The organism is Bifidobacterium sp. M0353, assembly GCF_016100645.1.
Taxonomy (GTDB): Bacteria; Actinomycetota; Actinomycetes; order Actinomycetales; family Bifidobacteriaceae; genus Bombiscardovia; species Bombiscardovia choladohabitans.
The window spans coordinates 360,128-384,052 of the sequence record NZ_JACFSB010000001.1 but is presented as its reverse complement, the minus strand read 5'-3'; the positions used below and the strand labels follow the sequence as shown (position 1 = coordinate 384,052).

The window sequence follows — 23,925 nt, the reverse complement described above, 5'->3', positions numbered from 1 at the left end:
CTTGCGCCCATGTGGACCGGCGGCGGGAGGACCCCAGGCCGTCAGTGACGCTTATCTGTGCTTGTGAGGTTCATTCTTAGCGCCTATGTGTTACCTGGCCTATGTAACGTGCGCATGCCGGATAGCCCAGGACGGCCAGGACCATGAGCAGGGCACCCGCCAGGGCGAAGGCCACGGTGGCGGCCAGAGCCGGACCAGTGGGCAGGCTGATGGCGAAGAACCGCGCCACAACGGGGACCAGGGCCCCGATCACCCCGGCTGCGGCGAAGAAGAGGACCAGCAGGCCCCTCCAGGAGCGCAGGGGCCGGGCCACCTGGGTCAGGACCAGCACGCCCATGCAGAAGAGGACGATGGCGCAGACCGAACGCCAGCGCCCCAGGTCGCCGGGCCGAGCCAGGTCCAGTCCCAGCAGGCCGGGCAGGCTCCAGGCCGCCGCCAGCACAATCAAAGCCGTGGCGATGCCCGAGGGCAGGGCGAAGGTGACCACACGCTTCAGGAAGCCGGGCCGGTAGCGCCTGGTGTTGGGGGCCAGGGCCAGGAAGAAGGCCGGTGTGCCGATGGTCAGGGCGCCGATGTAGGTGATGTGCCGGGGCAGGTAGGGGAAGGGGATGCCGGTCAGGACCACGCCCAGGGAGATCAGGGCCGAGTAGACGGTCTTGACCAGGAAGAGGCCGGCCACACGCTCCATGTTGGCCATGACCTGCCGGCCCCGGGCCACCACATCGGGCAGGTGGGAGAAGCGCGAATCCACCAGGACCAGCTGGGCCACGGCCTTGGTGGCGGCCGCCGCATTGCCCATGGCGATGCCCAGGTCAGCCTCTTTCAGGGCCAGGGAGTCGTTGACCCCGTCGCCGGTCATGGCCACCGTGTGGCCCTTCAGGTGCAGGGCCTGGACGATGGCCTTCTTCTGGTCGGGCAGGACCCGGCCCAGCACGTCCACGTCCTCCAGGACATCGGCCAGGGCTGCGGTGTCCTCGGGCAGCTGGCGGGCATCCATGGCCCTGGGGGCCCGGTCGCCGGTCAGGCCCACCTTGTTGGCGATGGCCGCCACGGTGGCCGGGTTGTCGCCCGAGATGACCCGGCAGCGCACGCCCTGCTGGCGGAACCAGGCCAGGGTTTCGGCAGCGTCGTCGCGGATGTGCTCCGAGCAGGTGATCAGGGCCAGGGGCTTGAGGTTCCCGGGCAGGTCGGGGCTGCTGGTGAAGTAGTCAGGCTGGTCGGTGCCCGGGTACCCGTCGGGGGCGGCCAGCATCAGCACCCGGTAGCCGTGGTCGGCCAGGTCGGCCACCTGCCGGTCCACCTGGGGCCAGCTGCCCGCCTGGGATGCCAGGAGCACCTCCGGGGCGCCGAAGTACCAGATTCTTCCGGACTGGTCGGTCACGGCGCTCCACTTGCGGGCCGAAGAAAAGGGCAGGCGGCTGACGGCCCTGCCCGGGCGCAGGTCGTCCATCCCCTTGAGGATGGCCCGTCCGGTGGCGTTGGGGCTCTCCTCCGCGCAGACGTCCACCAGGGCCTGCCGCAACTGCCGGGCCGGCAGATCCTCGGCCAGCGGGTGCAGGTCGTCGTAGACGATGCCCCCGTCGGTGATGGTGCCGGTCTTGTCCAGATTCAGGGCATCCACCCGGGCCAGGGTCTCTACGGATTCCATCTGCTGGACCAGGGTCTGGTGGCGGGCCAGGCGGATGGCGGCCAGGGCGAAGTTCAGGGAGGTCAGCAGGACCAGCCCCTCGGGGATCATGCCCACGACCCCGGCCACGGCGGACACCACGGCCTGCCGCCAGGCTCCGGTGGCCAGGGCCGTCTGGAAACCGCCCACGGTCCGCATCTGGGTGAAGATGAGCAGCAGGCAGAGGGGAATGACCACTATGGTCATGACCTTGAGGATGGTGTTGATGCCCTCGTTCAGGTCGGAGTGGACCTTCTTGTAGACCTTGGCCTTGGCCGTCAGCGTGGCGGCGTAGGAGTCGGCGCCCACGGCGGTCACCTGGGCCAGGGCCATGCCCGAGACGGCCGTGGAGCCCGAGTAGACCTGGTCCCCTGGCTTGTGCTTGACCGTGCGCGATTCGCCGGTCAGCATGGACTCGTCCAGCTCCAGGCCGTAGGTGTCGATGATCTGCGCGTCGGCGGGCACCTGATCCCCGGAGCGGATCCAGAGCAGATCCCCCTTGACGATGGCATCGTGGGGCACGGTCAGGTTGCGCCCATCCCTGCGCACCGTATAGTCGGAGGCCACCAGGATGGACAGCCCGTCCAGGGTGCGCTTGGCCTTGAGCTCGGTGGCCACGCCGATGCCGGTGTTGATGATGATGATCAGGCCGAAGACCGCGTCCTTCCACTGCCCGGTCAGCAGGACCACCACCATGGCGGTCAGGATGATCCCGTTGAAGAGGGTGAAGATGTTGTCGCGGATGATCTGGCCCAGGCTGCGGGAGGTTTGGTCCTGGGAGACGTTGACCAGCCCCTGGGCCTTCAGCCGTTCCACCTCCTGGGAGCTCAGCCCCGGCCGGTCGATCACCGGAAAGCCTGTGCCCGCCGTCGCCTCTTGCTCACTGCCTGTGCCCATTCTCGGCCCCCTCTCACTCAGCGCTCAGGCGCACGGCCATGATCCTGGCATGCGGTCCGTCGTCCACAATGGTCTGCAGGGCGTCGGCCAGCAGGGGCGCGCGTGGATGCCCGGCAGGATCCACCGGGTGGACCGTAGCCGCATAGTAGAGCCTACCCGGGTCAGGGGTCCAAGCCTTGGCGCTTTGAGCGAACTCTACCACAGGGATGCCCGCCTTCCGGGCTGCCTTGAGGGCTGGGGTCCAGTCACCGGCTCCGGGCCGGCGGATCAGAATCAGGCTGACCCCGCGGTTGACGGCATCCTGCACCCCATCCTGCTGATCGCTGGTGGACTGCGCTGAGGAGAAATAGCCCTTCATCCGCTCCGCCTTCAAGGATGCCAGGATGCGGCTGTCCAGACCGGCATCCGTGTCCTTGACGCCCTCCTGCGGGCAGCCGATCAAAGCCACGAGCGTGTCGGAGCGATCCACGCCGTCGTGGGGCACGGTGCCCTCATGCCAGGAGTCGCCCACGGCCCTGTCCTTGGGGGCGCAGCCGGTCAGCATGGGCAGGCCTGCCAGCAGAGCGACCGCCAGCAGCAGACCCGCCAGCCGCCTGACCGCTGCCAAGACTTGCCCGGCGCGGCTCATGTCAGCGCCGCCTTCCCGCCGTGCGGGTGAAGACCGCCACAGTCTCCACGTGGTGGGTCATCGGGTAGATGTCAAAGGCCTCGAGGTGCTTGGGACTGTAGCCCAGGGAGATCAGGGTGGCCGTATCCCTGGCCAGGCTGGTCGGATCGCAGGCCACATAGATGATGGTCCCCGCCCCACTGGCGGCCAGTAGCCGGCAGACCTGAGCCTTGGCGCCGGCCCTGGGCGGATCCAGCAGGATCAGGTCGGGATGTCCCAGCCCCTTGGGCGCACCGCCAGCCAGGATCTTGGCCACGTCCCCCCGACGCAGGGCTACCCGGTCCAGTCCGGCCTGCTTCACGTTGTGTTTCGCGCTGGCAATGGCTCTGGCGGACCCCTCCACGGCCAGGAGCCGGGCCCGTCCTTCGGCCAGAGCGGCCAGGGGCAGGGTGAAGAGTCCTGATCCGCAGTAGAGATCCCAGACGACCGGTTCGGCGACCCCATCCAGGGCCTGCCTAGCCTGGTCCAGGACCGCCTTGGTCAGCACAATCGGTGCCTGACGGTGGACCTGCCAGAATCCGTCGGCCCGGACCTGGTATTCAGGCCCTCCTCCGGCCTCCAGCCGCTCTGTCAGCAGGCGGCTCCCCTTACTCAGGCGACCGTCCACCAGCAGGGCGTAGTTGTCGCCAACCGGTCCCCCATCGCGCGGCTGGGGCACGGCCAGGCGTATGCGGGCGCCAGCGGGCAGTCCGCCCTCCCAGATGCCCAGTTCGTCGGCCAAATCCAGCAGCTTCTGGGTGGCCAGGGGCATGGTCTGAATCGGCAACCGGTCATGCGATCCCCGCCGACGCATGGAAGGGCGCCCCTGGTCGTCGGCCACCAGCTCGATTCGGGTCCTCCAGTGCAGGCCACCCAGCTCCTCATCGCCCGGAACCCGAGCCACCGGCACCTGGACGTCCACCCCGCCCAGACGGGACATCTGCTGACCAATCAGATCAGCCTTCCAGGCCAGCTGACCGGGCAGGCTGACGTGAATCAGATCGGCACCACCCAGGCCGCCTCCCCAGGCCAAGGGTCCAGCCAGGGGCCAGACGGGTTCGCGTCGGTCAGGGCTGGCCTCCAGCACCTTGGTCACCTCGCCCGTGGCGAATCTGCCGGCCCGACCGTGAGGCTCGTCCAGGAGGACCTCAACCAGCTCCCCGGGCAGGGCAAAGCGGACGAAGACCACCCGGCCGTCCTCCAAGTGGCTCACGCAACGGCCCTGGTCGGCATAGCGTTCGATGCGCAGACGAGCCCTGGTTTCAGTCATGATCGGTATGAACCTCCTGGTCGGCCTGAACCTGGTCGGCCTGGCGACGATGGTAGGGCCCGCCGATCAGCAGCCAGCTGATCCAGATGCCCAGGGCAAACAGGGGCAGGCCCAGAATCAGGCGTGCAGCGCCCAGAAACCCTACGGAACCGGCCAGGTAGAGCGGTACCTGGACCAGCAGGCGCAGCGCGAAGACGGCGATCCAGACCAGAGTGGCCTGGGTATAGGCCCGGACCAGGTCCGGTTCACTGCGCCAGGAGTCCAGCCACTGTCTCCACCCTGAGACCACAGGCCGGCGCAGGTACTCCACCAGCAGGCCGATGCCGGGCATCCGTGCCAGCAGCGATGCCCCGAGAACGATGATCCAGAATCCGTTGGTCAAAAATCCTGGCAGATAATAATTGCGGGCATCCCGGGTCAGCCATGCGGCCACCAGGCAGATGCCCACCGAAAGCAGACCGGTCAGCGCACCCAGAAAGGACTGCCGCTGGACCAGACGAACCATCAGCTGCACCAGGGCCAGGGCCGCCGAAACCGCCACGGTCAGCCCCAGACGGCCGGTGGCCAGGAAGAAAACCAGAAATACCAGCCCCGGCAGCAGGGACTCGACGATCCCCCGCCATCCGCCGATGGCCTCCATGACGGAGAAATCGTCGTCGGCCAGCGCCGCCAGCCCGGAATGCTTCTGCTTCACAGCCTTAGCGGACCTCCGAGAACATGGGTCCGCGCGACAGGGTGGTCTTCACCTCGGTCTGCTGGTCCGAGTCGAAGGGGCCCTCCGGCTTGCCGGGGATCTGCGCGCTCTGGTCGTCCTTGGACTCCGCGTCTTCGGCTTCTCCCCGGCGCTGATTGGGGGTGACGGGCGCATGCATGGGAACCAGGTCACGAGGGGCCAGGGGCTCATCGCCACGGACAACCACCAGGTCGGCCAGATAGCCGTCGAGCACATCCTTCTCCTTGCCGCCCTTGGCTGCCGGGCCGGAGAAGATGCCTCGCAGCATCCACCTGGGTCCGTCGATGCCCACCACCCGGGTCAGCAGGTTCTTGCCCTTGACCTTGACGGGCAGGGTCAGTTCCTTGCCGAAGACACCGTCCACCTCCTTGCAGGAGGGGTTGGCCTTGAGCAGATCGGCCCGGACCTCGTCCCACAGGCCCAGGGACTTGGGGGCCGCGAAGGGCTCCAGCTCCAGACTGGAGGACTTGTAGGTGATGGTGGCTCCCAGCACGTCGCCGGTCTGCGAATTCGCCTTGAGCCTCAGCTCGCTGCCCTCAAGGAAGGGCAGCATCAGGGCGCCGATGTCCAGGTACTCATCGGTGTCGGGGGCCTCGGGATCCGTGCTGTCCCAGGGGCCCTTCCCGCTCTGCTCGGCCTCATCCTGCTCCGCAGCCGTCTCATTGCGGTCCTCCTGAGAGGTCTGATCGGACTTGTCGAGCTCCTTGGACTGGTCCTTCTGATCCCCGGCGTCCTCCTCGGCCCGCTGCTTGGCGTGTTTCCTGCCGAAACCGAACAATCCCATGATGCCTCATTTCCTTGTGAGTCTGTGCAAAGGATGACTAGTCAAGACCCAGGCGCAGCTTACCGCCGGGAATGGCGTCCAGCAGATCCTTGGTGTACTGGCGCTGTGGGTGGTCGAAGACCTCGTCGGTGGTGGCATGCTCCACCAGCCTGCCGTGCTGCATGACCACCACCTCGTCCGCAATCTGCCTGACCACGGCCAGATCGTGGGTGATGAACAGGTAGCTGAGCCCTTGCTCGGCCTGCAGGTCGTTGAGCAGCCGCAACACCTGGTCCTGGACCAGCACGTCCAGGGCGGAGACGGCCTCGTCGCAGATGATCACATCCGGATTCAGGGCCATGGCCCGGGCGATGGCGATGCGCTGACGCTGTCCGCCGGAGAGCTCGTTGGGGTAGCGTCCCATGACCGACTCGGGCATCTCCACCATGTCCAGCAGCTCCTTGACCCGCTTCTGCCTGGACTTGGCGTTGCCGATCTTGTGGATGCGCAGGGGCTCCTCGATGGAACGGTAGATGGAGTACATGGGGTCCAGGGAACCGTAGGGGTTCTGGAAGACCGGCTGCACGTGCCGGCGGAACTCCATGAGCTGACGGCTGCCGAAACCGGCGATGTCCTGGCCCTCGTAGGTCACCCGGCCCGAGGTGGGCTTGAGCAGGTGCAGGACCATGTTGGCCACGGTGGACTTGCCCGAGCCGGACTCCCCCACGATGGCCAGGGTGGTCCCCCGCTTGACCGAGAAGGAGACGTCGTCCACGGCCTTGAACATCTCCTTGCGCCGGGGCAGCCTGAACTCGCGGGTCAGGTGCTCCACAGTGATGACGTGCTCGCTGCGCTCCAGGGTGCCCTCGCCCTTGACATGGTGCTCCAGCAGGCCCTCGGCATCCTGACCTCGCTGCTTGGCGGAGATGATGCGCTGGGAGGCCAGCGAGGGCGCGGCCTGGACCAGCCGCTTGGTGTAGGGGTGCTGGGGGTGCTGCAGGACCTCCAGGCTGGGCCCGGACTCCACCACCTGGCCCCGGTACATGACCACGATGTGCTGGGCGCGCTCGGCCGCCAGACCTAGGTCGTGGGTGATGAAAAGCACGGCGGTACCCAGTGATTCGGTCAGGCTGCGCAGGTGGTCCAGAATCCGCTTCTGGACGGTCACATCCAGGGCGCTGGTGGGCTCGTCCGCAATCAGCAGGTCGGGCCGGGAGGCCAGGCCGATGGCGATCAGGGCGCGCTGGCGCATGCCGCCGGAGAACTCATGCGGATACTGCCGGGCCCTGGTGGCAGCCTCGGGCAGCCCGGCCTCCGACAGCAGGCCGGCGATGCGGTCGTCCATATCCGAGCCGGTCACATGCTCCTTGGCCAGCGCCCAGGCCGCGTCGTCATCCACGCCGGCGTCGATCAGGGACTTGGCCACGCCCCAGCGGGTCTCGGAGCCCACATCCCACTCGGCCTTCATGGCCTCCATGGTCTTGTCCACGTCGGCGACCCCGGCATCGCTCAGGGCCTGACGGGCGGCCTCGAGCAGACCGGGCAGGTCCTTGGAGGAGATGAAGAGCTCGTCGTCGGACTTCTTTACCTTCACCTCTTCGTCGCCGGCCAGGGCCTTGGCCAGCCGGGAGCGCTTCTCCCGGGAGACGTCCATGTGGTTGGCGATCAGCGCCTCCTTGACCTGGGAGCCGATGCGCCAGACCGGGTTCAGATTGCTCATGGGGTCCTGCGGGACCAGGCCCACCTGGGAGCCTCGCAGCGCCTCGTAGTCCTTGCGGTCCAGGCCCACCAGCTCGCGGCCCTTGAGCCGGATGCTGCCACCGGTCACCTTGCCGGTACCGGGCAGAAGACCCAGCACAGCCATGGCCGAGGTGGACTTGCCCGAGCCGGACTCCCCCACGATGGCCACCCACTGGCCGGGGTAGACGTTGAAGGAGGCGTCGCGAACCGCGTGGACGGTGCGCCCATCGGCGGTGAAATCCACCTGCAGGTCCCGCACGTCGAGCAGGGGTTGATTCTCCTGATTGGTGGTCATGTTCTTGTCTGCTTCAGTCATGCTTCCTCCACTCAGGCCGTTCTGCTCTTGGGATCCAATGCATCCTTGACCGCGTCGCCCATCATGATGAAGGCCAGCACGGTGATGGCCAGGGCTGCGGAGGGATAGAAGAGGACCGAGGGGTTGGTAGTTAGGAGATTCTGGGCCGTCGAGATGTCCCCGCCCCAGGAGACCACGGTGGAGGGCAGTCCGATGCCCAGGAAGCTCAGCGTGGCTTCAGAGACGATGTAGGTGCCCAGCGACATGGTGGCCATGACGATGACCGGGGCCAGGGAGTTGGGGATGATGTGCCGGAAGAGGTTGCGCAGGGGCGTGGAGCCCAGGGCCGTGGATGCGGTGTTGAACTCCAGGTTCTTGGCCTCCAGGACGGCGCTTCGGGTGATACGTGCCATGTTGACCCAGCCGAAGAGGGTCAGGGTCAGGATGATCTTCCACAGTGAGGTGGAGGTACGGAACATCTGCAGGAGCACGATGGCGCCCAGGATCATGGGGATGGCGAAGAAGATGTCGGTGATGCGGCTGAGCACTGCGTCGACCCAGCCCCCGAAGAATCCGGCGATTGCGCCGACGAGGCCGCCCAAGACGGTGACCAGGATGGTGGTCATGATGCCGATGGCCACCGAGGTCCGGGCCCCGTGGATGACGCGGCTGTAGACATCACAGCCCTGCAGGTCGAAGCCGAAGGGGTGACCGGCCCTCCCCGGTTCCAGGGAGTTGGACAGGCTGCAGGCCATGGGGTCCTGCTTGGCGAAGAAGTTGGGGAAGAGGGCCACCAGGATGACCACAATCGCCAGGATTGCGGAGATGATGAAGAGCGGGTTGCGCCTCAGGGTCTTCCAGGCATCGGCCCACATGCTGGTGGGCGGCACGTCCTCATCCACCGAGTCCACCTCGCGCAGGGGCGTCTCGTCGATGGGGGCCACGAACCGCTCCTGCCCCGGCAAGGGGTCGGGGAAGTAGACGCGGGCCTGGCTTTCGTTCTGTTCGCTTGACTCGTTCATTGCCGTTTCACTCATAGTCGGTCCCTCTCCCTCACGCATACCGGATCCGCGGATCGAGCACTGCGTAGAGCAGGTCGACCAGGAGGCTGGTGATGACGAAGATCAGGACCAGAATGGTCACGATGGAGACCACCAGGGTGCCTTCGCCCCTGAGGATGGCCTGGTAGAGGGTGTTGCCCACACCCTGGATGTTGAAGATGCGCTCGGTGATCATGGCCCCGCCCATCAGTCCGCCGATGTCGGCGCCCAGGTAGGTGACCACGGGGATCAGGGAGTTGCGCAGCACATGCCGCACGATGACGGACCGGTTGCTCATGCCCTTGGCCCGGGCCGTGCGCACGTAGTCCTCGGAAATGTTGGAGGTGATCTCCGTCCTGGTCAGACGGATGATGGAGGCCATGGAAACCGATCCCAGCACGATGGCCGGCATGAGCAGGTCAATGAAGCCCGGATTGGCCCCGGCCGTGGCTGGCAGCAGATGCCATTTGACGCCGAACAGGTACTGCAGGATGAAGCCGGTGACGAAGGTGGGCACCGAAATCAGCAGCAGGGAGAGGACCAGGATGATGTTGTCCGACCACTTGCCCTTGGTCAGGCCGCCGATGATGCCGAAAATCACGCCGAAGACGCCCTCGAAGACGAAGGCCATCAGGGCCAGCTTGATGGTCACCGGGAAGGCCCTGCCGATCACGCTGATGACGGGCTGGCCGGCGAAGGTGTTACCGAAGTTCAAGGTCAGGGCGTTCTTCAGGAAGAGCACGTACTGCACGATGAAGGGCTTGTCGAGATTGTATTCCGAGCGTATCTGTGCGGCAACGGCCTGGTTGACCGGCTTGTCCCCGAACATGGCGGCCACGGGGTCGCCTGGAAGCGCGAAGACCAGCGCGTATATCAGCAGTGTCGTACCGAGAACGACGGGGATCATCTGCAGAATACGTCGCAGAAGATATTTTCCCATCGGCTATTCTCCTTTGTCATCCGCGACCGAGATCGGCATGGGGATCGGGGCCGCCGCAAAAATTCTTGTTTGAGTCTACCAGCACACCTCAACAGGGGTGCAGGAACACCAAGGCCGGCGCGGAGTGGATCCTTCCGCGCCGGCCCGGGCGGTGTCAGTTTCAAGGTGCGGGATTCAGACTCCCGTCACCTCACTTGCTGAGGTTGTAGTAGGCGGGGGTTCCCTTCCAAGTGAAGGAGAATCCCTTGATGTTCTTGGCCGCCACGCCGTTGGAGTTCTGATAGTAAAGCGGGACTGCGGGCAGGTCGCGGAAGAGCATCTCCTCGGACTGCTGGTAGATCTTGTTGGCCTCGTCGATGCTCTTGGCGGAGGCCGCCTTGTCCATCAGCTCATCGAACTCGGGGTTCTTATAGTCACCGTCGTTGGACCCATTGCCGTTGGCTGCCGAGCTGGCGAAATTGCTGGACAGGTAGCTCTCGGGCGAGGGGTAGTCAGGCTGCCAACCGGAGCGGAAGGCCGAGTCGGTGAACTTGCGGTTCTGCACGTTGGAGCGGAACTCGCTGAAGGTGGGCAGAGGGTTGCCCGCAGCCTGGATGCCCAGGGCGTTCTTGATGGAGTTGGTGACCGCGTCGTAGATCTCCTTGTGGGCGCCATCGGCGTTGAAGGCGATCTTGAAGGTGTCGCCCTCACCCCAGGGGGAGATCTTGTTGGCCTCGGCCCAGAGCTCCTTGGCCTTGGACGGGTTGTACTTGAGCACGTCGGATCCCTTGATGCTGGCTGAATAGCCGGGGATGACAGGGGCCGTGAAGTCGTGGACCTCCTTGGCGGTTCCGGACAGCACCTTCTTGATGATGGTCGGCCGGTCGATGGCCATGGAGATGGCCTGGCGACGCAGCTTGCCCTCCTGATCCTGGCCGAAGTGCTTCATGTAGGTCGGGATGGTGAACATCTGGATGACCGAGCCCGGGTCGTTGATGGCCTGGACGGTGTTGTCGGTCTGGAAGGTCTTGCGGGCCGAGGCAGGCAGGGTGTCCAGCACATCCAGGTTGCCGGCCTGCACATCACGGTAGGCTGCGGTGGCATCGGTGTAGGCGCGGAACTCAATGCCGCCGTTCTTGACCTTGATGCCGCCCTTGTAGGAAGGATCCTTGACCAGCTTGATGGCCTTGTTGTGCTCCCAGGACTGGAACTTGTAGGGTCCCACGGTCACCGGCTTCTCGCCGAAGGCCTTGGTGTCCTTGTAGAAGGATTCGGGCAGGGGCGCAAAGGCGGTGTAGCCCACCTGGATGGGGAAGGTGGAGGATGGCGAGGTCAGATCCACGGTGAAGGTCTTGTCATCGATGACCTTCAGGCCGGACAGCTGCGCATCGCCAGGGGTGCCTTCCTTCTGCAGGTCGTCATAGCCCTTGATGTTGGCGAAGAAGCTGGAACCCAGCTGCTTGTTGGCGATGTTGGACGCCCAGGACCAGGCCTTGGTGAAGGACTGTGCGGTGACCGGGGTGCCATCCGAGAACTTCCAGCCGTCGTTGATGGTCACGGTGTACTGGGTGTTGTCCTCGTTGGCCTTGATCTGCTTGGCGATCTCGTTGGCCGGCTTGCCCTTGTCGTCGAAGCGGACCAGCTTGGAGAACATGATGTCGATGGGGTTGCCACCGCCCACCTCGTTGGTCATGCTGGGGATGAGCGGATTGGCCGGCTCAGGGTTGAAGACCGAGATGACGGCGTTCGAGCTGCCGCCGTTGGTCCCCTTGGCAGAGGAGTCGGATCCGCCGGATCCCCCGCAGGCGCCCAGCGTGAGCGCCATGACGCACAGTCCGGCGCCAGCAATGGTCAGGGCCGATTGCTTCTTCATATATACTGCTCTTTCCTTTGGTTGGTTTCCCGAATCCGCCGCCAGTGCATAAGACCCGGGCGCGGATCCGCTTTGGTGCGGATCCGGCCGGGTCAGCGACGACGGATTATGCCGTTTCCGGCACGATCATCACTGCTTCTTGGACAACTCCGCAAAGTTCGGGTAGCTGTTCCAGCGCAGAGTCAATCCCTGCACATTCTTGGCTGACGCACCCTTGTTGTTGGCGTAGTAGAGCGGCACCGCAGGCATGTCCTGCAGGAGGATCTCCTCGGCCTGCTGGAAAAGCTTGTTGGCTTCGTCGGTGTTCTTGGCCTTGGCAGCCTGCTTCAGCAGATCGTCGAACTTCGGGTTCTTGTAATCGCCGTCGTTGGACCCGTTGCCGTCGGCCGCCGAGCTGGCGAAGTTACTCAGCAGGTAGCTCTCGGGAGAGGGGTAGTCGGGCGACCAGGCCGACCGGAAGGCCGCATCCTTATAGGCGCGCTTGTTGACGTTGCCACGGAACTCGCTGAAGGTGGGCACAGGGGTGGCCACGGCCTTGATCCCCAGTGTGTTCTTGATGGAGTTGGCCATGCCGTCATAGAAGTCCTTGGCACCACCATCGGCGTTGTAGACCATTTGGAAGCTCTTGTCAGCGGGCCACTTGCTGATGGCATCGGCCTTGGCCCAAGCATCCTTGGCCTTCTTGGCATCGTACTTCAGGTTATCGGACCCCTTGAGATTCTTGGAGTAGCCAGGGATGGTCGGTGCGGTGAAGTCGGTGGGCTGCACGCCCAGACCGCCCAGAACCTTGTCGATCAGCATCTTGCGATCCAGAGCCATGGAGATGGCCTGACGGCGCAGATGGCCCTCCTCGTCCTGGCCGAAGTGCTCCATGGTGGTGGGGATGGTGAACATCTGCAGGACGGAGCCGGGCTCGTTGTAGCCCTTGACCAGACTGTCTTTCATGAAGGTCTTCTGGGCCGAGGTGGGGACGGTATCGATTGCATCCAGATTGCCTGCCTGCACATCGGCGTAGGCCGAGGCGACATCCGTGTAGACCTTATAGTCGATGCCGCCGTTCTGAATCTTGACATCACCCTTGTAGGTGGTGTTCTTGCGAAGCTTGATCATGGTGTTGTGCTGCCAAGAATCGAACTTGTAGGGACCCGAGCTGACCGGGTTCTCCCCGAAGGCCTTGGTGTCCTTGTAGAAGGACTCGGGCAGCGGCGCAAAGGAGGTGTAGCCCACCTGGATGGGGAAGGTGGACGAGGGCGAGCTCAGATCCACGGTGAAGGTCTTGTCATCGATGACCTTCAGGCCGGACAGCTGGGCATCCGCAGGCACGCCCTGCTTCTGCAGATCGTCATAACCCTTGATGTTGGCGAAGAAGCTGGATCCCAGCTGGCCATTGTTCACATTGGCCGCCCAGGACCAGGCCTTGGTGAAGGACTTGGCCGTGATGGGGGTGCCGTCCGAGAACTTGCGCCCATCGACCAGGGTGACCTTGTACTGATCCATGTCGTCGTTGCCCTTGATCTCCGAAGCCAGATCATTGTGGGCCTTGCCATGGTTGTCGAAGCGGACCAGCTTCGAGTTGATGGCGTCCACCACCTGCCCGCCACAGCTCTCGACTGTGTTGCTGGGGATGAGCGGCTTGGCCGGCTCACACCCATGGGCCGAAACGACGGTATTGTTGCTCGACTGGCTGCTGGACGATTGCTGAGCGCCCTTGGTGTCTGAACCACCGCCGCAGCCGCTGGCCAAAAGCGCCAAGGCACAGATGGTCGCGGATACAAGCGTAAGCTGTGAACCCTTCTTCATTGCTGCTGCTCCTATGTTTATATATTTACCGAGTGTCAACATCACGTCTGCAACCAAGGACACCGGGATGACCGAACCTCAAGGATCCCTGACCGACGTGTAAGCCACAATACGCCATATTCTGGTACGAAGATGTTTCGTAAAGCAAGTCTCATCTCATTTGCCGGTCTCGGGGCCGCAGCTATTCGACATCACTGGTCCTTGGAAAGCTCCGCGAAGATCGGGAAACCGTCCCAACCCAGACGCATACCGTGGACCCTCTTGGCGGAGGCGCCGGTGTTGTTGGCGTAGTAGAGCGGCACCGCCGGCATGTCCTTCAGGAGGATCTCCTCCGACTGCTGGAAGAACTTGTTGGCCTCATTGGTGTCCTGGGCCTTGGCTGCCTGCTGCAGCAAGGCGTCGAACCTGGGATTCTTGTAGTCGCCGTCGTTGGACCCGTTGCCGTCGGCCGCAGAGCTCGCGAAGTTGCTCATCAGGTAGGTCTCAGGCGATGGATAGTCAGGTGACCAGGATGACCTGAAGGCCGCATCCTTGTAGAGGCGCTTTTTGATGTTGCCTCGGAACTCGCTGAAGGTGGGTACAGGTGTGGCCTCGGCCTTGATTCCAAGCGTGTTCTTGATGGAATTGGCCATGCCGTCATAGAAGTCCTTGGCGCCGCCATCTGCATTGTAGAGCATCCTGAAAGTCCTGTCGGCCGGCCACTGGCTGATGGCGTCGGCCTTGGACCAGTACTCCTTGGCTTTCTTGGCGCTGTACCTGATGTTGTCCGAACCCTTGAGGCTCTTGGCATAGCCCGGGATGGTAGGTGCAGTGAAGTCGGTGGGCTGCACGCCCAGGCCGCCCAGAACCTTGTCGATCAGCATCTTGCGGTCAATGGCCATGGAGATGGCCTGGCGGCGCAGATGACCCTCCTGATCCTGGCCGAAGTGCTCCATGGCGGTGGGGATGGTGAACATCTGCAGACCGGATCCGGGCTTGTTGTAGCTCTGCACCATGCTGTCGGTCATGAAGGTCTTGACAGCAGAGGTGGGGATCCTGTCGATCACGTCCAGGTTGCCCGCCTGCACATCCGAATAGGCGGAACCAAGGTCGGTGTAGACCTTGTAGTCGATGCCACCGTTTTGGACCTTGACCTCCCCGTCGTAGTCGCTGTTCCTGCCAAGCTTGATCAGGGCGTTGTGCTGCCAGGACTCAAACTTGTAGGGACCCGAGCTGACCGGGTTCTCCCCGTAGGCCTTGGGATCCCTGTAGAAGGATTCGGGCAGGGGCGCAAAGGCCATGTAGCCCACCTGGATGGGGAAGGTGGACGAGGGCGAGCTGAGGTCCACGGTGAAGGTCTTGTCATCGATGACCTTCAATCCGGAGAACTGGGCATCCGCAGGCACGCCCTGCTTCTGCAGGTTCTCAAAGCCCTTGATGTTGGCGAAGAAGCTGGCGTTCAGCTGACCGTTGGTCACGTTGGCGCTCCAGGACCAGGCCTTGGTGAAGGACTTGGCCGTGATGGGGGTGCCGTCCGAGAACTTGCGCCCATCAGCCAAAGTGATCTTGTATTGGGACATGTCGTCGTTGCCCTTGATCTCCGAAGCCAGATCGTTGCGGGCCTTGCCCTGGTCGTCAAAGCGGACCAGTCTGGAGTTGATGGCGTTTACGACCTGCCCGCCGCAGCTCTCCGCCGTGCTGCTGGGAATGAGCGGCTGGGCGGGCTCACATCCATGGACCGAGACCACGGCGTTGTTGCTGGCCTGGCTGCCGGACGACTGCTCGGCACCCTCGGTGTTGGTGCCGCTGCCACTGCCGCAGCCGCTTGCCAAGAGCGCCAAGGCACAGATGGTCGCGGATACGAGCGTAAGCTGTGATCCCTTTTTCATTGCTGCTGCTCCCCCCTTAGCCGACTCTCATTCTCGCGCATACACTTGGAAGGTTCTTGACCGCCGTTCCTTGACCGACGTGTAGGCTGCGATACGCCACATTCTGATACCAGTATGTTTCACAGGACAGGTCTCGTCTCACTTGCCGAATCTCAGGCCCGGGGAAACGCCTGCCTGTACCGGGCCCGCAGCTGCTCGATGGAGACGTGGGTGTAGCGCTGGGTGGTTCGCAGGGAGGAGTGGCCCAGCATCTCCTGAACCTCGCGCAGGTCGGCTCCCCCATCCAGCATATGCGTGGCGGCCGAGTGCCGCAGGGCGTGGGGGGCGATGTCGGGCACACCGGCCTGACCGGCCGCCTGATGGACCACCTTGCGGACCTGGCGCTGGCCAACCCTGCCGCCCAGCTGACCCAGGAAGAGGGCCTGACCTGCCTTGCGGGCCGATTTGGCCCTTGCGCCCGCCAGGACCGGCCGCCCCTCCCCCAGCCAGCGATCCAGGGCTCGATCGGCGGGCAGGCCATAGGGCAGGACCCGCTCCTTGGAACCCTTGCCCAGGACCTTTACAGTGCGGCTGCGCCTGTTCACGTCATCCAGGTCCAGCCCGCACAGCTCGGCCACACGCATGCCCGTGGCGTACAGCAGCTCCAGCATGGCCGCGTCCCGCACCTGCAGGGCCGCCTGAACTTTCTCGTCCTCCCGGTGCTCGACCGGATCCTGGTCGACAGTATCCATCAGGGTGCGGGCCTGGTCGTGCGTCAGGATCCGTGGAAGGTGCTCGGACTGCTTGGGACTGCTCAGGGCCAGGGTGGGGTCGGTCTCAATCCGGCCATGCCTGCTCAGCCAACCGAAGAAGGATCTCAGTGCGGCCGTCTTCCGGGCCATGGTCGAGCGGGCGTGAGTGGCTGCCTCGTGAGCCAGCCAGGACCTGATGGTGGCCAGGTCGATCTGCGCTGGGTCATCGATGCCATGCAGGTGCATCAGGTGCAGAAAGCCCGCCAGATCGGCCCGGTAGGAACGCACGGTGTTGGGACTCTTGCCTGCCACCCGGGAAAGATAGTCGGTGAAGTCCTGCAGATCCTGGTCCACTACGGACACTCCCTTCACTTGGCTGTGCAATACAGTCTAGGCGCTTACACCCTCGTCGCAGCCGCAGGCGATACTGACCCAGGAGGTGGATGGCCATGCGTTTGCCAGCAACCATACCGGCCGGGGCACGGCTGGTGGTCAGGATTGCCCTGGGACAGGACCCGCAAGACGGAAGGCCCAAGTTCCGCGACTACGTAGGGCATGTGGTCGACTGGGACGGGCATCGGCTGATCCTGGACAGGGATCCGGCGGCCAATGGGTCGCGTCCCGGGGAGCGCGTGACCCTTAAGGCGGCAGACATGGTGGCGCTGAAGCCGGTCCCGGAACGCCGCTCGCCCAGACCGGACCCTCCGAATTTCAGTCGATGACCGGCGGGTGCAGCACCCGGGCCCGGCTGGTCGTCAGGAAGGCCGAGACCTGCTCGCCGCGCAGGGCTGAATCCAGCAGCTCCTGCCGCCACCTGCCCCCCTGCGGATCCAGTTCCAGATCAGTTGTGGGCATCTGCTCCCGGTCGCCCAGGGCCGCCTTGTAGCGTCGGAAGGGGTCCGCCTGGAGGAAGAAGCTCCGACGCTTTTCGTCGGCCTCCGGCTCCTGGTCCCGCAGAAGGGAAGACATGCCCTGCAGATTCTTGACCAGGGCATCCAGAAGGTCGGCCACCTGGTCGGCGTTCTCCTCCACCATGGCCCGGGTCCTTTCCGGATCGGTCAGGGCCACACGGGTCATGTCCCGCCAGGACCCGGCCGCCAGAGCCGAGGCCACACGACGGTCGGGCGACCTTGTCAGCATATTGGCCAGGGCGGTCGACACCACATGGGGCATGTGCGAAATCAGTGCCGCAGCCCGGTCGTGGGTGGCATCGTCCAGGGCGATCAGCCGGTTGCCCAGCCCCTGGGTGACCATATCGGCCACGGTCAGGAAGCGGCTGTAATCCGTATGCTCATCGACGCAGAGGGCCCAGAGGGCATCTTCCAAGAGGGCCGGGTCCGAATCCTCATAGCCGGAGCCCTCGCTGCCGGCCATGGGATGGGCGCCTACATAACGATCGGCCAGACCGGCCTGTTCGACCTGCCTGCGGACAGGTCCCTTGACGCTGCCCACGTCGGTCAGGGTGGTGCCACGGGTCAGTACCGGGGCCAGGGCCTGGAGCACGTCGGGCATGGCCCGCAAGGGGGTGGCCAGCACCAGCACGTCCGCCTTGCCCTTGGCCAGCTCCTCCAGAGTGTCCACGCAATGGATTCCCTGGCTGCGGGCCTGCTCATAGGGACGGTCGTTATGGTTCCAGGCGATCACGAACCGACCCCGGGCGGCCAGGCGGCGGGCCAACGATCCCCCGATCAGACCCAGTCCCGCAACGGCGATCTTGTGGGCCGAGGTCAGCACCGGCGAGGCGGCCATGCCCGCTATCGGGTGCATGTGCTCGGGCCCGGACAGGTCCATGTGTGGGAAGGGCGCGGATTCATCTACCATAACAACTCCTTGCTGATCGTCTCGGAATCGGGGTCCTCACCCCGGAAGGCCCCCGCCCTGGGCAGCATCCATTCACGGATGGGGGGCGCTGGATGCGGGGTGCGCGGATGGACCGCCAGGGTTTTGAGCCAGTCCCCCCCTTCCAGCAGGTCGGCCAGCACCTGATGCAGACCCTTCTGCCACGGTGCGGCGTCGATGCTGGCTACGAAGCTGTAGGTCCCGTCGTGCCCCTTGATGGGCCGGGACATGAAAGAGGTCATGTTAAGGCCCGCATCACGCAGACGGTCCAGCAGGTTGGCCAGCACGCCCGGCCCGGTATTCAGGGGGATAAAAGTGACAATGGACTCGAAATCCCCGCCCGGTGCCAGGCGGCGCGCCAGCCCGGCGGCCTGATCCCGGGGAGCCAGCACAAGAAAGTCGGTGCGGGCCCCCTGATAGTCCTGCACCTCACGCCGGTAGGTCTCCAGACCGTAGAGGCTCCCGCAGATGCGCGGCCCCAGAGCCACCTGATCGGGGCCCAAATCACGGCAGGCCGCAGCGTTGGAGTTGGTCGGGACTGGATTGAGGCCGGTCTCTTTGATGAAGCCCTTGCACTGGGCCAGTCCGTGGGGGTGGGCGCCGACCTGGCGCAGGGGGCCATGGTCGGACCGGACGAAGGCATCGAAGACGATGGGCAGACGGACCATGCCGAAGCCCGCTACCGATTGAGCGTCGATCAGGGCGTCCATGTTGGGCACCACATGGCCCTCCACGTTGTTCTCCCAGGCCAGCACCCCCCAGCCCCGGCCCTCCTCCACGGCGGCCACAATGGCAGCCGCATCCGTGCAGGGCTTAAGATCCGTCTGGCAACCCAGCCTTGTTGCCATGAGGTTGGCGGCCTCAAGGGCGGCCTGGTGGGTGAAGGTCCCCTCGGGACCCAGGAAGTGCAGGGGAATACGATCGGGCGGAGTCGCCGGTGATACTGACGGAACCTGGCTCATGCCGATCGCCCCTGACGACGCAGGGGGCCGTCAGCAAACCAGGAGGCAGGCAGGCAGATGGCCAGGGTCTGTATCAGGACCAGCCCGCCCATCCAGAGGAAGACCGCATACTTGGCAAAGAATGTAGGGAAGTTGGCATAGGGCATGAGCACGTCGCCGCCCGGCCCCCGCATGGAGAGCAGCCAGACCGTGACCGTCGAGGCCACCAGATGCAGGGCCAGACCCATGGTGCCGCTGTCGCAGCGGACCCACCAGGAGGCCAGGGCCACCAGCAGATAGGCCAGGACCATCCCCCAGGGCAGACCCTGGGCGGCCCCGGAGCGCTGGACCAGGGTTCCCAGCACGCCCACCGCCAGGCCTATGGGCAGACCCAGCAGGCAACGGAAGGGACTCACCTTGCCGGACTCCCCCATCGAACGGGAGGCGGTCTGGTCCTTGGATTTGGAAACCTGAGACTTCATGGGTTCAAGACTAGTCCGACCCGGTCACCGTGGGGCGGCCGGGTCGGACCAAGGCTGATTGTGAGAAAAGGTTTACTTCTTGTTGGCCCTGCGCTGACGGGCGTTCCACTTGTACCAGGCATCCCTGTCCAGGATGATCTTGCGCACGCGGATGGACTCGGGGGTCACCTCCACGCACTCGTCATCGTTGGCGAAGTCCAGGGACTCCTCCAGGCTCATGTCGATGGGCGGGGTCAGGGTCTCCAGCACGTCGGCGGTGGAGGAACGCATGTTGGTCATGTGCTTCTCCAGGGTGATGTTGATGTCCAGGTCGCCGGGCTTGTTGTTGATGCCCACGATCTGCCCCTCGTAGACGGGCGACTGGGGCTTGACGAAGAACTCGCCGCGGGCCTGGAGCTTCTGCATGGCGTAGGGGCTGGCCTTGCCCGAGCGGTCGGAGACCATGGATCCGTTCTGCCGTGTCTTGATGTCGCCCGCCCAGGGGGCATAGCCTGCGGAGATCGACGAGGAGATGCCGGTGCCGCGGGTGGCGGTCAGCAGGGCGGTGCGGAAGCCTAGGAGGCCACGGGAGGGCACGGTGAACTGCATCCTGACCCAGCCGGAGCCATGGTTGGTCATGGTCTCCATGCGGCCCTTTCGATCGGCCATGAGCTGGGTGACCGCGCCCATGTACTCCTCGGGCACGTCGATGGTATCGGACTCCATGGGCTCCTGAAGCTTGCCGTCCACGGTCTTGGTGACCACCTGGGGGCGGCCCACGGTCAGCTCGTAGCCCTCGCGGCGCATCTGCTCGGCCAGGATGGCCAGGGCCAGCTCGCCACGGCCCTGAACCTCCCAGGCGTCGGGCCGGTCGGTGGGCAGCACCTTGATGGAGACGTTGCCGATCAGCTCGCGGTCCAGACGGTCCTTGAGCATGCGGGCGGTCAGCTTGTGGTCCTTGCCCTCGGTGCCGGCCAGGGGCGAATCGTTGGTGCCGAAGGTCATGGAGACGGCCGGGTCGTCCACGTGGATCAAGGGCAGGGGGCGGGGATCGTCCTGGTCGACGATGGTCTCGCCGATCATGATGTCTTCCACACCGGCCACAGCCACGATGTCGCCGGGGCCGGCTTCGTCCACCGGGGAACGCTGCAGGCCCTTGGTGCGCAGAATCTCGGTCAGCTTGAAGTTCTCGATGGATCCGTCCACGCGCGACAGGCCGTACTGGCGGCCCTTGATCAGGGTGCCGTTGTAGATGCGCACCAGGCCCAGACGGCCCAGGTAGTCGGAGGCGTCGATGTTGGTCACGTGGGCCTGCAGGGGGGCGCCCTCCTCGTACTCCGGGGCGGGGATGTTGTTCAGGATGGCCTCGAAGAGGGGCTCCAGATCGTCGTTGTCGGGCACAGCGCCGTCGGCGGGCTGATTGACGGAGGCCTTGCCGGCCTTGGCTGCACAGTAAATCACAGGCAGGTCCAGGAGGGAATCCAGGTCCAGGTCCACTCCCTCCTCGCTCACGTCCTGGGCCAGACCCAGGAGCAGATCGGTGGACTCGGAGACCACCTCGGAGATGCGGGCATCGGGCCGATCGGTCTTGTTGATGACCAGGATGACGGGCAGTTTGGCCTCCAGGGCCTTGCGCAGGACGAAGCGGGTCTGGGGCAGGGGCCCCTCGGAGGCGTCCACCAGCAGGACCACCCCGTCGACCATGGAGATGCCGCGTTCCACCTCGCCTCCGAAGTCGGCGTGGCCGGGGGTGTCCACCACGTTGATGGTGATGCCGTCGGGCTGGCCCAGTTTGGCTGCCAGGGGGCCGGTGTACTTGACGGCGGTGTTCTTGGCCAGGATGGTGATGCCCTTCTCCTTCTCCAGGTCGTTGGAGTCCATGACCCGGTCGGGCACCTCCTCCCGCTCGGAGAAGACGTGCGACTGCTGCAGCATGGCGTTGACCAGGGTGGTCTTGCCGTGGTCAACGTGTGCCACAATCGCCACATTTCGTATATCGCCGCGTACCGCCATCAAAACCTCATTCTCGTGAATGCTATCCATGCCCCCACCGGCCTGTCTGCCGGTTGGCGTGGTCCAGGAATTGGACAAACAGAGACAAGTGTAACCGCCTTGTGTGACAGACGATCACTGCTCCTTGCCCTGGGGCGAACCCTGGGCCGGATCCGGGGACTGAAGCTGGCCGGACAACTCCTGGCGGGCCTGGGCCAGGGCCGAGTCCTCGTCGGGAAGGAAGGGGGCCAGGGAGGGCAGATCCTCCAAGGATTGCAGACCCATCCGCTCAAGGAAGAGGTCGGTGGTGACCAAGAGCGCGGCATGGGTCTGCTCGTCCAGGCCCTCCTCGCGAACCAGGCCGCGCACCAGCAGGGCCCGGATGACCCCGTCCGAGTTGACCCCGCGGATCTGACCCACCTGGGCACGGGTCATGGGCTGGCGGTAGGCCACGATGGCCAGGGCCTCCAGGGCCGCCTGGGAGAGACGTGCCGTCTGACCGTCCTTGACGAAGGCCGCCACAACGGGCTGGTAGGCGGCCCGGCTGGTCAGTTGCCAGCCCCGGGCGGTCCGACGCAGTTCGAATCCTCGGTCGCTGTAGGACTCGGCCAGCGATTCCAGGGCGGCATTGACAGGTGCCGGGTCCACGGCCAGCACCCGGGAGAAGTCCTCTGCGGTCAGCGGCCGGTCCGTAGCCACCAAGATGGCCTCCAGACAGGCGGCCAGCCCGCCGGGAAAGTCCTGCACATCGAAGTCCACATATTCGGGACGGGTGTCGGGAGCCGAGGATTGGCTCATGCGAAGTCCCCCTCACTGATCAAGGCCTTTTCCGGCTCCTGGGTCGGCCCTATCCAGCGCAGGTAGAGCGGCTGGTATGGACCATCCTGACGGTACTGGATCAATTCCTGCCTGAAGAAAATCAGCACGGCCAGGAATCGGGCCACCACCTGCGCCCGGCCTTTGGAGGAAGCGACCAGATCGGCGAAAGCCACAGGCTGACCGGGCTCTGCCAGCAAGGCTTGGCGAACCTGGTCAGCCTCCTTGTTCAGATCAACCAAAGGCACGTGCAGCTGGTCCAGCCGAACTTCTGAGGCCGGAGCGTTGACCAGGGCGTTGGCGCAGAGCAGGGCCAGATCCTCCGGCTTCAAGGTCCAGACCAGATCAGGTAGCAAATGAGCCAGCTGGGGCTCCAGATGGCCGGGATGCGGGTAGCGGCCCGAGTTGGCGGCCAGCCTGGCTCGAAAGTCCTGTCCAGCCTGCTTGAAAGCCCGATACTGCAACAGCCTGGCGAAGAGCAGATCACGCTCCCGAAGGGCGTCCATGGAGGCCTGGTCGCGCATGGATTCGTCCTCCACAGGCAGGAGGGCGGCGCTCTTGGCCTCCACCAGCACCGAGGCCACATCCAGGAAGGCGCTGGCCTGGTCCAGTCCCTGACTGAAGTCCAAGGTGCGCACATAGTCCAGAAACTCCCCGGTGATGGAGGCTAACGAAACCTCCGTCAGGGAGAGTTTCCGGTTAGCCAGCATGCCCAGCAGCAGGTCGAAGGGCCCCTGGTAGACATCCAGGTCGACGGCGAAGCCGTCCGCTGATCCGCTCACGCCACGATGCCGCGGGCGATCAGCTCCCGGGCGACCTCCCGATATTCCTTGGCGGTCTTGTGCTCGGGAGCGAACATGGTGATGGGCTCGCCGGCCACCGTGGCGTCGGGCAGCTTGATGGACCGGCTGATGATGGAGTGCAGGACCTTGTCCTTGAAGGCCTCGTATATGCGCTGAAGCACCTCATCCGAATGCAGGGTCTTGGTGTACATGGTGACCAGTACTCCGTAAACCTGCAGGTCTGGGTTGATGCGGCTGCGGACCTTCTCTATGGATTGCATGAGCAGGGCAACGCCACGCAGGGCGAAGAACTCGGCCGCCACGGGAATGATGACCCCATCCGCTGCGGTCAGCGCGTTGACGGTCAGCAGACCGAGCGAGGGCTGGCAGTCGATGATGATGGCGTCATACTCCTGCCGCAGGGGCCGGATGGTGGCCGCCAGGGCCTGTTCCCTGCCGACCTCGGTGACCAGCTGAATCTCTGCGGCTGACAGATCGATGTTGGCCGGGATGATGTCCAGACCGTCAAAACGGGTGTGCCGGACCACCTCGTGAACATCCAGGGAGGTGTCGAACATGGCGGTGTAAATGGTGTTGTCCACGCTGTTGGCATTGATGCCCAGACCCACGGTGGCCGCGCCCTGGGGATCGAAGTCCACAATCAGCACCCGTCGCCCATATTGGCACATGGCCCCAGCGATGTTGATCGATGAGGTGGTCTTGCCCACGCCGCCCTTCTGGTTGCACATGGCGAGGACACGGGCCGGGCCGTGCTGTTTCAAAGGCTCCGGGGCAGCGAACGTCTCATACTCGCGCCCTAACAAATCCGTAGGCATGCCTCTACCCTATCAAG

The 23,925-nt window shown here is 64.7% G+C and carries 20 protein-coding genes; 1 reads left to right on the top strand and 19 read right to left on the bottom strand.

The window, feature by feature from the left end; all coding sequences use genetic code 11:
* Positions 1-76: 76 nt before the first annotated feature.
* The 12 genes from H3V04_RS01410 to H3V04_RS01355 form a co-directional block, all read right to left on the bottom strand.
* A complete protein-coding gene (locus H3V04_RS01410; RefSeq protein WP_198186978.1) occupies positions 77-2,563 on the bottom strand; it encodes an HAD-IC family P-type ATPase in 2,487 nt (828 codons plus the stop codon).
* A gap of 13 nt (positions 2,564-2,576) precedes the next feature.
* Positions 2,577-3,191 carry a substrate-binding domain-containing protein gene (locus tag H3V04_RS01405; RefSeq protein ID WP_198186977.1) on the bottom strand — a complete coding sequence of 205 codons (615 nt, stop codon included), beginning with the start codon at positions 3,189-3,191 and terminating at the stop codon, positions 2,577-2,579.
* Position 3,192: 1 nt separating this feature from the next.
* Complete coding sequence (locus tag H3V04_RS01400) at positions 3,193-4,479, bottom strand: class I SAM-dependent RNA methyltransferase (RefSeq protein WP_198186976.1); 1,287 nt, start codon at positions 4,477-4,479, stop codon at positions 3,193-3,195.
* Positions 4,472-5,173, bottom strand: a complete 702-nt coding sequence (locus tag H3V04_RS01395; protein WP_198186975.1) for a DUF3159 domain-containing protein — start codon at positions 5,171-5,173, stop codon at positions 4,472-4,474. Before H3V04_RS01395 ends, H3V04_RS01400 begins: the two co-directional genes overlap by 8 nt.
* Before the next feature lie 4 nt (positions 5,174-5,177).
* Positions 5,178-5,996 (bottom strand): DUF3710 domain-containing protein, encoded by an 819-nt coding sequence (locus H3V04_RS01390; RefSeq protein ID WP_198186974.1) that lies wholly within the window; start codon positions 5,994-5,996, stop codon positions 5,178-5,180.
* 37 nt (positions 5,997-6,033) lie between these two features.
* Positions 6,034-8,031: an ABC transporter ATP-binding protein gene (locus H3V04_RS01385; protein ID WP_198186973.1), complete on the bottom strand. Its 1,998-nt coding sequence runs from the start codon at positions 8,029-8,031 to the stop codon at positions 6,034-6,036.
* A gap of 11 nt (positions 8,032-8,042) precedes the next feature.
* Positions 8,043-9,032 carry an ABC transporter permease gene (locus H3V04_RS01380; protein WP_045935237.1) on the bottom strand — a complete coding sequence of 330 codons (990 nt, stop codon included), beginning with the start codon at positions 9,030-9,032 and terminating at the stop codon, positions 8,043-8,045.
* 31 nt (positions 9,033-9,063) lie between these two features.
* The gene (locus H3V04_RS01375; RefSeq protein WP_024627150.1) at positions 9,064-9,990 is read right to left on the bottom strand and encodes an ABC transporter permease; all 927 of its coding nucleotides are present in this window, start codon (positions 9,988-9,990) and stop codon (positions 9,064-9,066) included.
* Positions 9,991-10,180: 190 nt separating this feature from the next.
* Entirely contained in the window at positions 10,181-11,842 is a 1,662-nt protein-coding gene (locus tag H3V04_RS01370; protein WP_198186972.1) for an ABC transporter substrate-binding protein, read from the bottom strand.
* 129 nt (positions 11,843-11,971) lie between these two features.
* Positions 11,972-13,642: an ABC transporter substrate-binding protein gene (locus H3V04_RS01365; protein ID WP_045935235.1), complete on the bottom strand. Its 1,671-nt coding sequence runs from the start codon at positions 13,640-13,642 to the stop codon at positions 11,972-11,974.
* Between the two features lie 191 nt (positions 13,643-13,833).
* Positions 13,834-15,510: an ABC transporter substrate-binding protein gene (locus H3V04_RS01360; RefSeq protein ID WP_198186971.1), complete on the bottom strand. Its 1,677-nt coding sequence runs from the start codon at positions 15,508-15,510 to the stop codon at positions 13,834-13,836.
* A 152-nt stretch (positions 15,511-15,662) separates the two neighbouring features.
* Positions 15,663-16,595 carry a tyrosine recombinase XerC gene (locus tag H3V04_RS01355; RefSeq protein WP_198187482.1) on the bottom strand — a complete coding sequence of 311 codons (933 nt, stop codon included), beginning with the start codon at positions 16,593-16,595 and terminating at the stop codon, positions 15,663-15,665.
* A gap of 95 nt (positions 16,596-16,690) precedes the next feature.
* On the opposite strand from H3V04_RS01355, the gene H3V04_RS01350 reads away from it, so the two are divergent.
* The gene (locus H3V04_RS01350) at positions 16,691-16,963 is read left to right on the top strand and encodes a DUF6725 family protein (RefSeq protein WP_198186970.1); all 273 of its coding nucleotides are present in this window, start codon (positions 16,691-16,693) and stop codon (positions 16,961-16,963) included.
* Here the strand turns inward: H3V04_RS01350 and H3V04_RS01345 are convergent.
* From H3V04_RS01345 to H3V04_RS01315, 7 genes are all read right to left on the bottom strand, one after another.
* Positions 16,953-17,990: a prephenate dehydrogenase/arogenate dehydrogenase family protein gene (locus H3V04_RS01345; RefSeq protein ID WP_198187481.1), complete on the bottom strand. Its 1,038-nt coding sequence runs from the start codon at positions 17,988-17,990 to the stop codon at positions 16,953-16,955. The genes H3V04_RS01350 and H3V04_RS01345 overlap by 11 nt on opposite strands.
* Positions 17,991-18,055: 65 nt before the next feature.
* A complete protein-coding gene (locus H3V04_RS01340) occupies positions 18,056-19,042 on the bottom strand; it encodes a prephenate dehydratase domain-containing protein (RefSeq protein WP_198186969.1) in 987 nt (328 codons plus the stop codon).
* Positions 19,039-19,503: an alcohol dehydrogenase gene (locus tag H3V04_RS01335; protein ID WP_198186968.1), complete on the bottom strand. Its 465-nt coding sequence runs from the start codon at positions 19,501-19,503 to the stop codon at positions 19,039-19,041. Before H3V04_RS01335 ends, H3V04_RS01340 begins: the two co-directional genes overlap by 4 nt.
* A 72-nt stretch (positions 19,504-19,575) precedes the next feature.
* Complete coding sequence (typA, locus tag H3V04_RS01330) at positions 19,576-21,495, bottom strand: translational GTPase TypA (RefSeq protein ID WP_045935231.1); 1,920 nt, start codon at positions 21,493-21,495, stop codon at positions 19,576-19,578.
* 114 nt (positions 21,496-21,609) lie between these two features.
* The gene (gene scpB, locus H3V04_RS01325; RefSeq protein WP_198186967.1) at positions 21,610-22,272 is read right to left on the bottom strand and encodes an SMC-Scp complex subunit ScpB; all 663 of its coding nucleotides are present in this window, start codon (positions 22,270-22,272) and stop codon (positions 21,610-21,612) included.
* A complete protein-coding gene (locus H3V04_RS01320; RefSeq protein WP_198186966.1) occupies positions 22,269-23,072 on the bottom strand; it encodes a segregation/condensation protein A in 804 nt (267 codons plus the stop codon). The genes scpB and H3V04_RS01320 overlap by 4 nt, the downstream gene beginning before the upstream one ends.
* Positions 23,069-23,908: a ParA family protein gene (locus tag H3V04_RS01315; protein WP_029677993.1), complete on the bottom strand. Its 840-nt coding sequence runs from the start codon at positions 23,906-23,908 to the stop codon at positions 23,069-23,071. The genes H3V04_RS01320 and H3V04_RS01315 overlap by 4 nt, the downstream gene beginning before the upstream one ends.
* Between the last annotated feature and the right edge of the window lie 17 nt (positions 23,909-23,925).

Excerpts from the sequence above, each read along its gene's own strand:
- H3V04_RS01340 (WP_198186969.1), bottom strand. The coding sequence starts at position 19,042 with ATGAGCCAGGTTCCGTCAGTATCACCGGCGACTCCGCCCGATCGTATT.
- H3V04_RS01365 (WP_045935235.1), bottom strand. The coding sequence starts at position 13,642 with ATGAAGAAGGGTTCACAGCTTACGCTTGTATCCGCGACCATCTGTGCC.
- H3V04_RS01350 (WP_198186970.1), top strand. The coding sequence starts at position 16,691 with ATGCGTTTGCCAGCAACCATACCGGCCGGGGCACGGCTGGTGGTCAGG.
- H3V04_RS01345 (WP_198187481.1), bottom strand. The coding sequence starts at position 17,990 with ATGGCCGCCTCGCCGGTGCTGACCTCGGCCCACAAGATCGCCGTTGCG.
- typA (WP_045935231.1), bottom strand. The coding sequence starts at position 21,495 with ATGGCGGTACGCGGCGATATACGAAATGTGGCGATTGTGGCACACGTT.
- H3V04_RS01410 (WP_198186978.1), bottom strand. The coding sequence starts at position 2,563 with ATGGGCACAGGCAGTGAGCAAGAGGCGACGGCGGGCACAGGCTTTCCG.
- H3V04_RS01315 (WP_029677993.1), bottom strand. The coding sequence starts at position 23,908 with ATGCCTACGGATTTGTTAGGGCGCGAGTATGAGACGTTCGCTGCCCCG.
- H3V04_RS01380 (WP_045935237.1), bottom strand. The coding sequence starts at position 9,032 with ATGAACGAGTCAAGCGAACAGAACGAAAGCCAGGCCCGCGTCTACTTC.
- H3V04_RS01360 (WP_198186971.1), bottom strand. The coding sequence starts at position 15,510 with ATGAAAAAGGGATCACAGCTTACGCTCGTATCCGCGACCATCTGTGCC.
- H3V04_RS01400 (WP_198186976.1), bottom strand. The coding sequence starts at position 4,479 with ATGACTGAAACCAGGGCTCGTCTGCGCATCGAACGCTATGCCGACCAG.
- H3V04_RS01405 (WP_198186977.1), bottom strand. The coding sequence starts at position 3,191 with ATGAGCCGCGCCGGGCAAGTCTTGGCAGCGGTCAGGCGGCTGGCGGGT.
- H3V04_RS01375 (WP_024627150.1), bottom strand. The coding sequence starts at position 9,990 with ATGGGAAAATATCTTCTGCGACGTATTCTGCAGATGATCCCCGTCGTT.
- H3V04_RS01385 (WP_198186973.1), bottom strand. The coding sequence starts at position 8,031 with ATGACTGAAGCAGACAAGAACATGACCACCAATCAGGAGAATCAACCC.
- H3V04_RS01370 (WP_198186972.1), bottom strand. The coding sequence starts at position 11,842 with ATGAAGAAGCAATCGGCCCTGACCATTGCTGGCGCCGGACTGTGCGTC.
- scpB (WP_198186967.1), bottom strand. The coding sequence starts at position 22,272 with ATGAGCCAATCCTCGGCTCCCGACACCCGTCCCGAATATGTGGACTTC.
- H3V04_RS01390 (WP_198186974.1), bottom strand. The coding sequence starts at position 5,996 with ATGGGATTGTTCGGTTTCGGCAGGAAACACGCCAAGCAGCGGGCCGAG.
- H3V04_RS01335 (WP_198186968.1), bottom strand. The coding sequence starts at position 19,503 with ATGAAGTCTCAGGTTTCCAAATCCAAGGACCAGACCGCCTCCCGTTCG.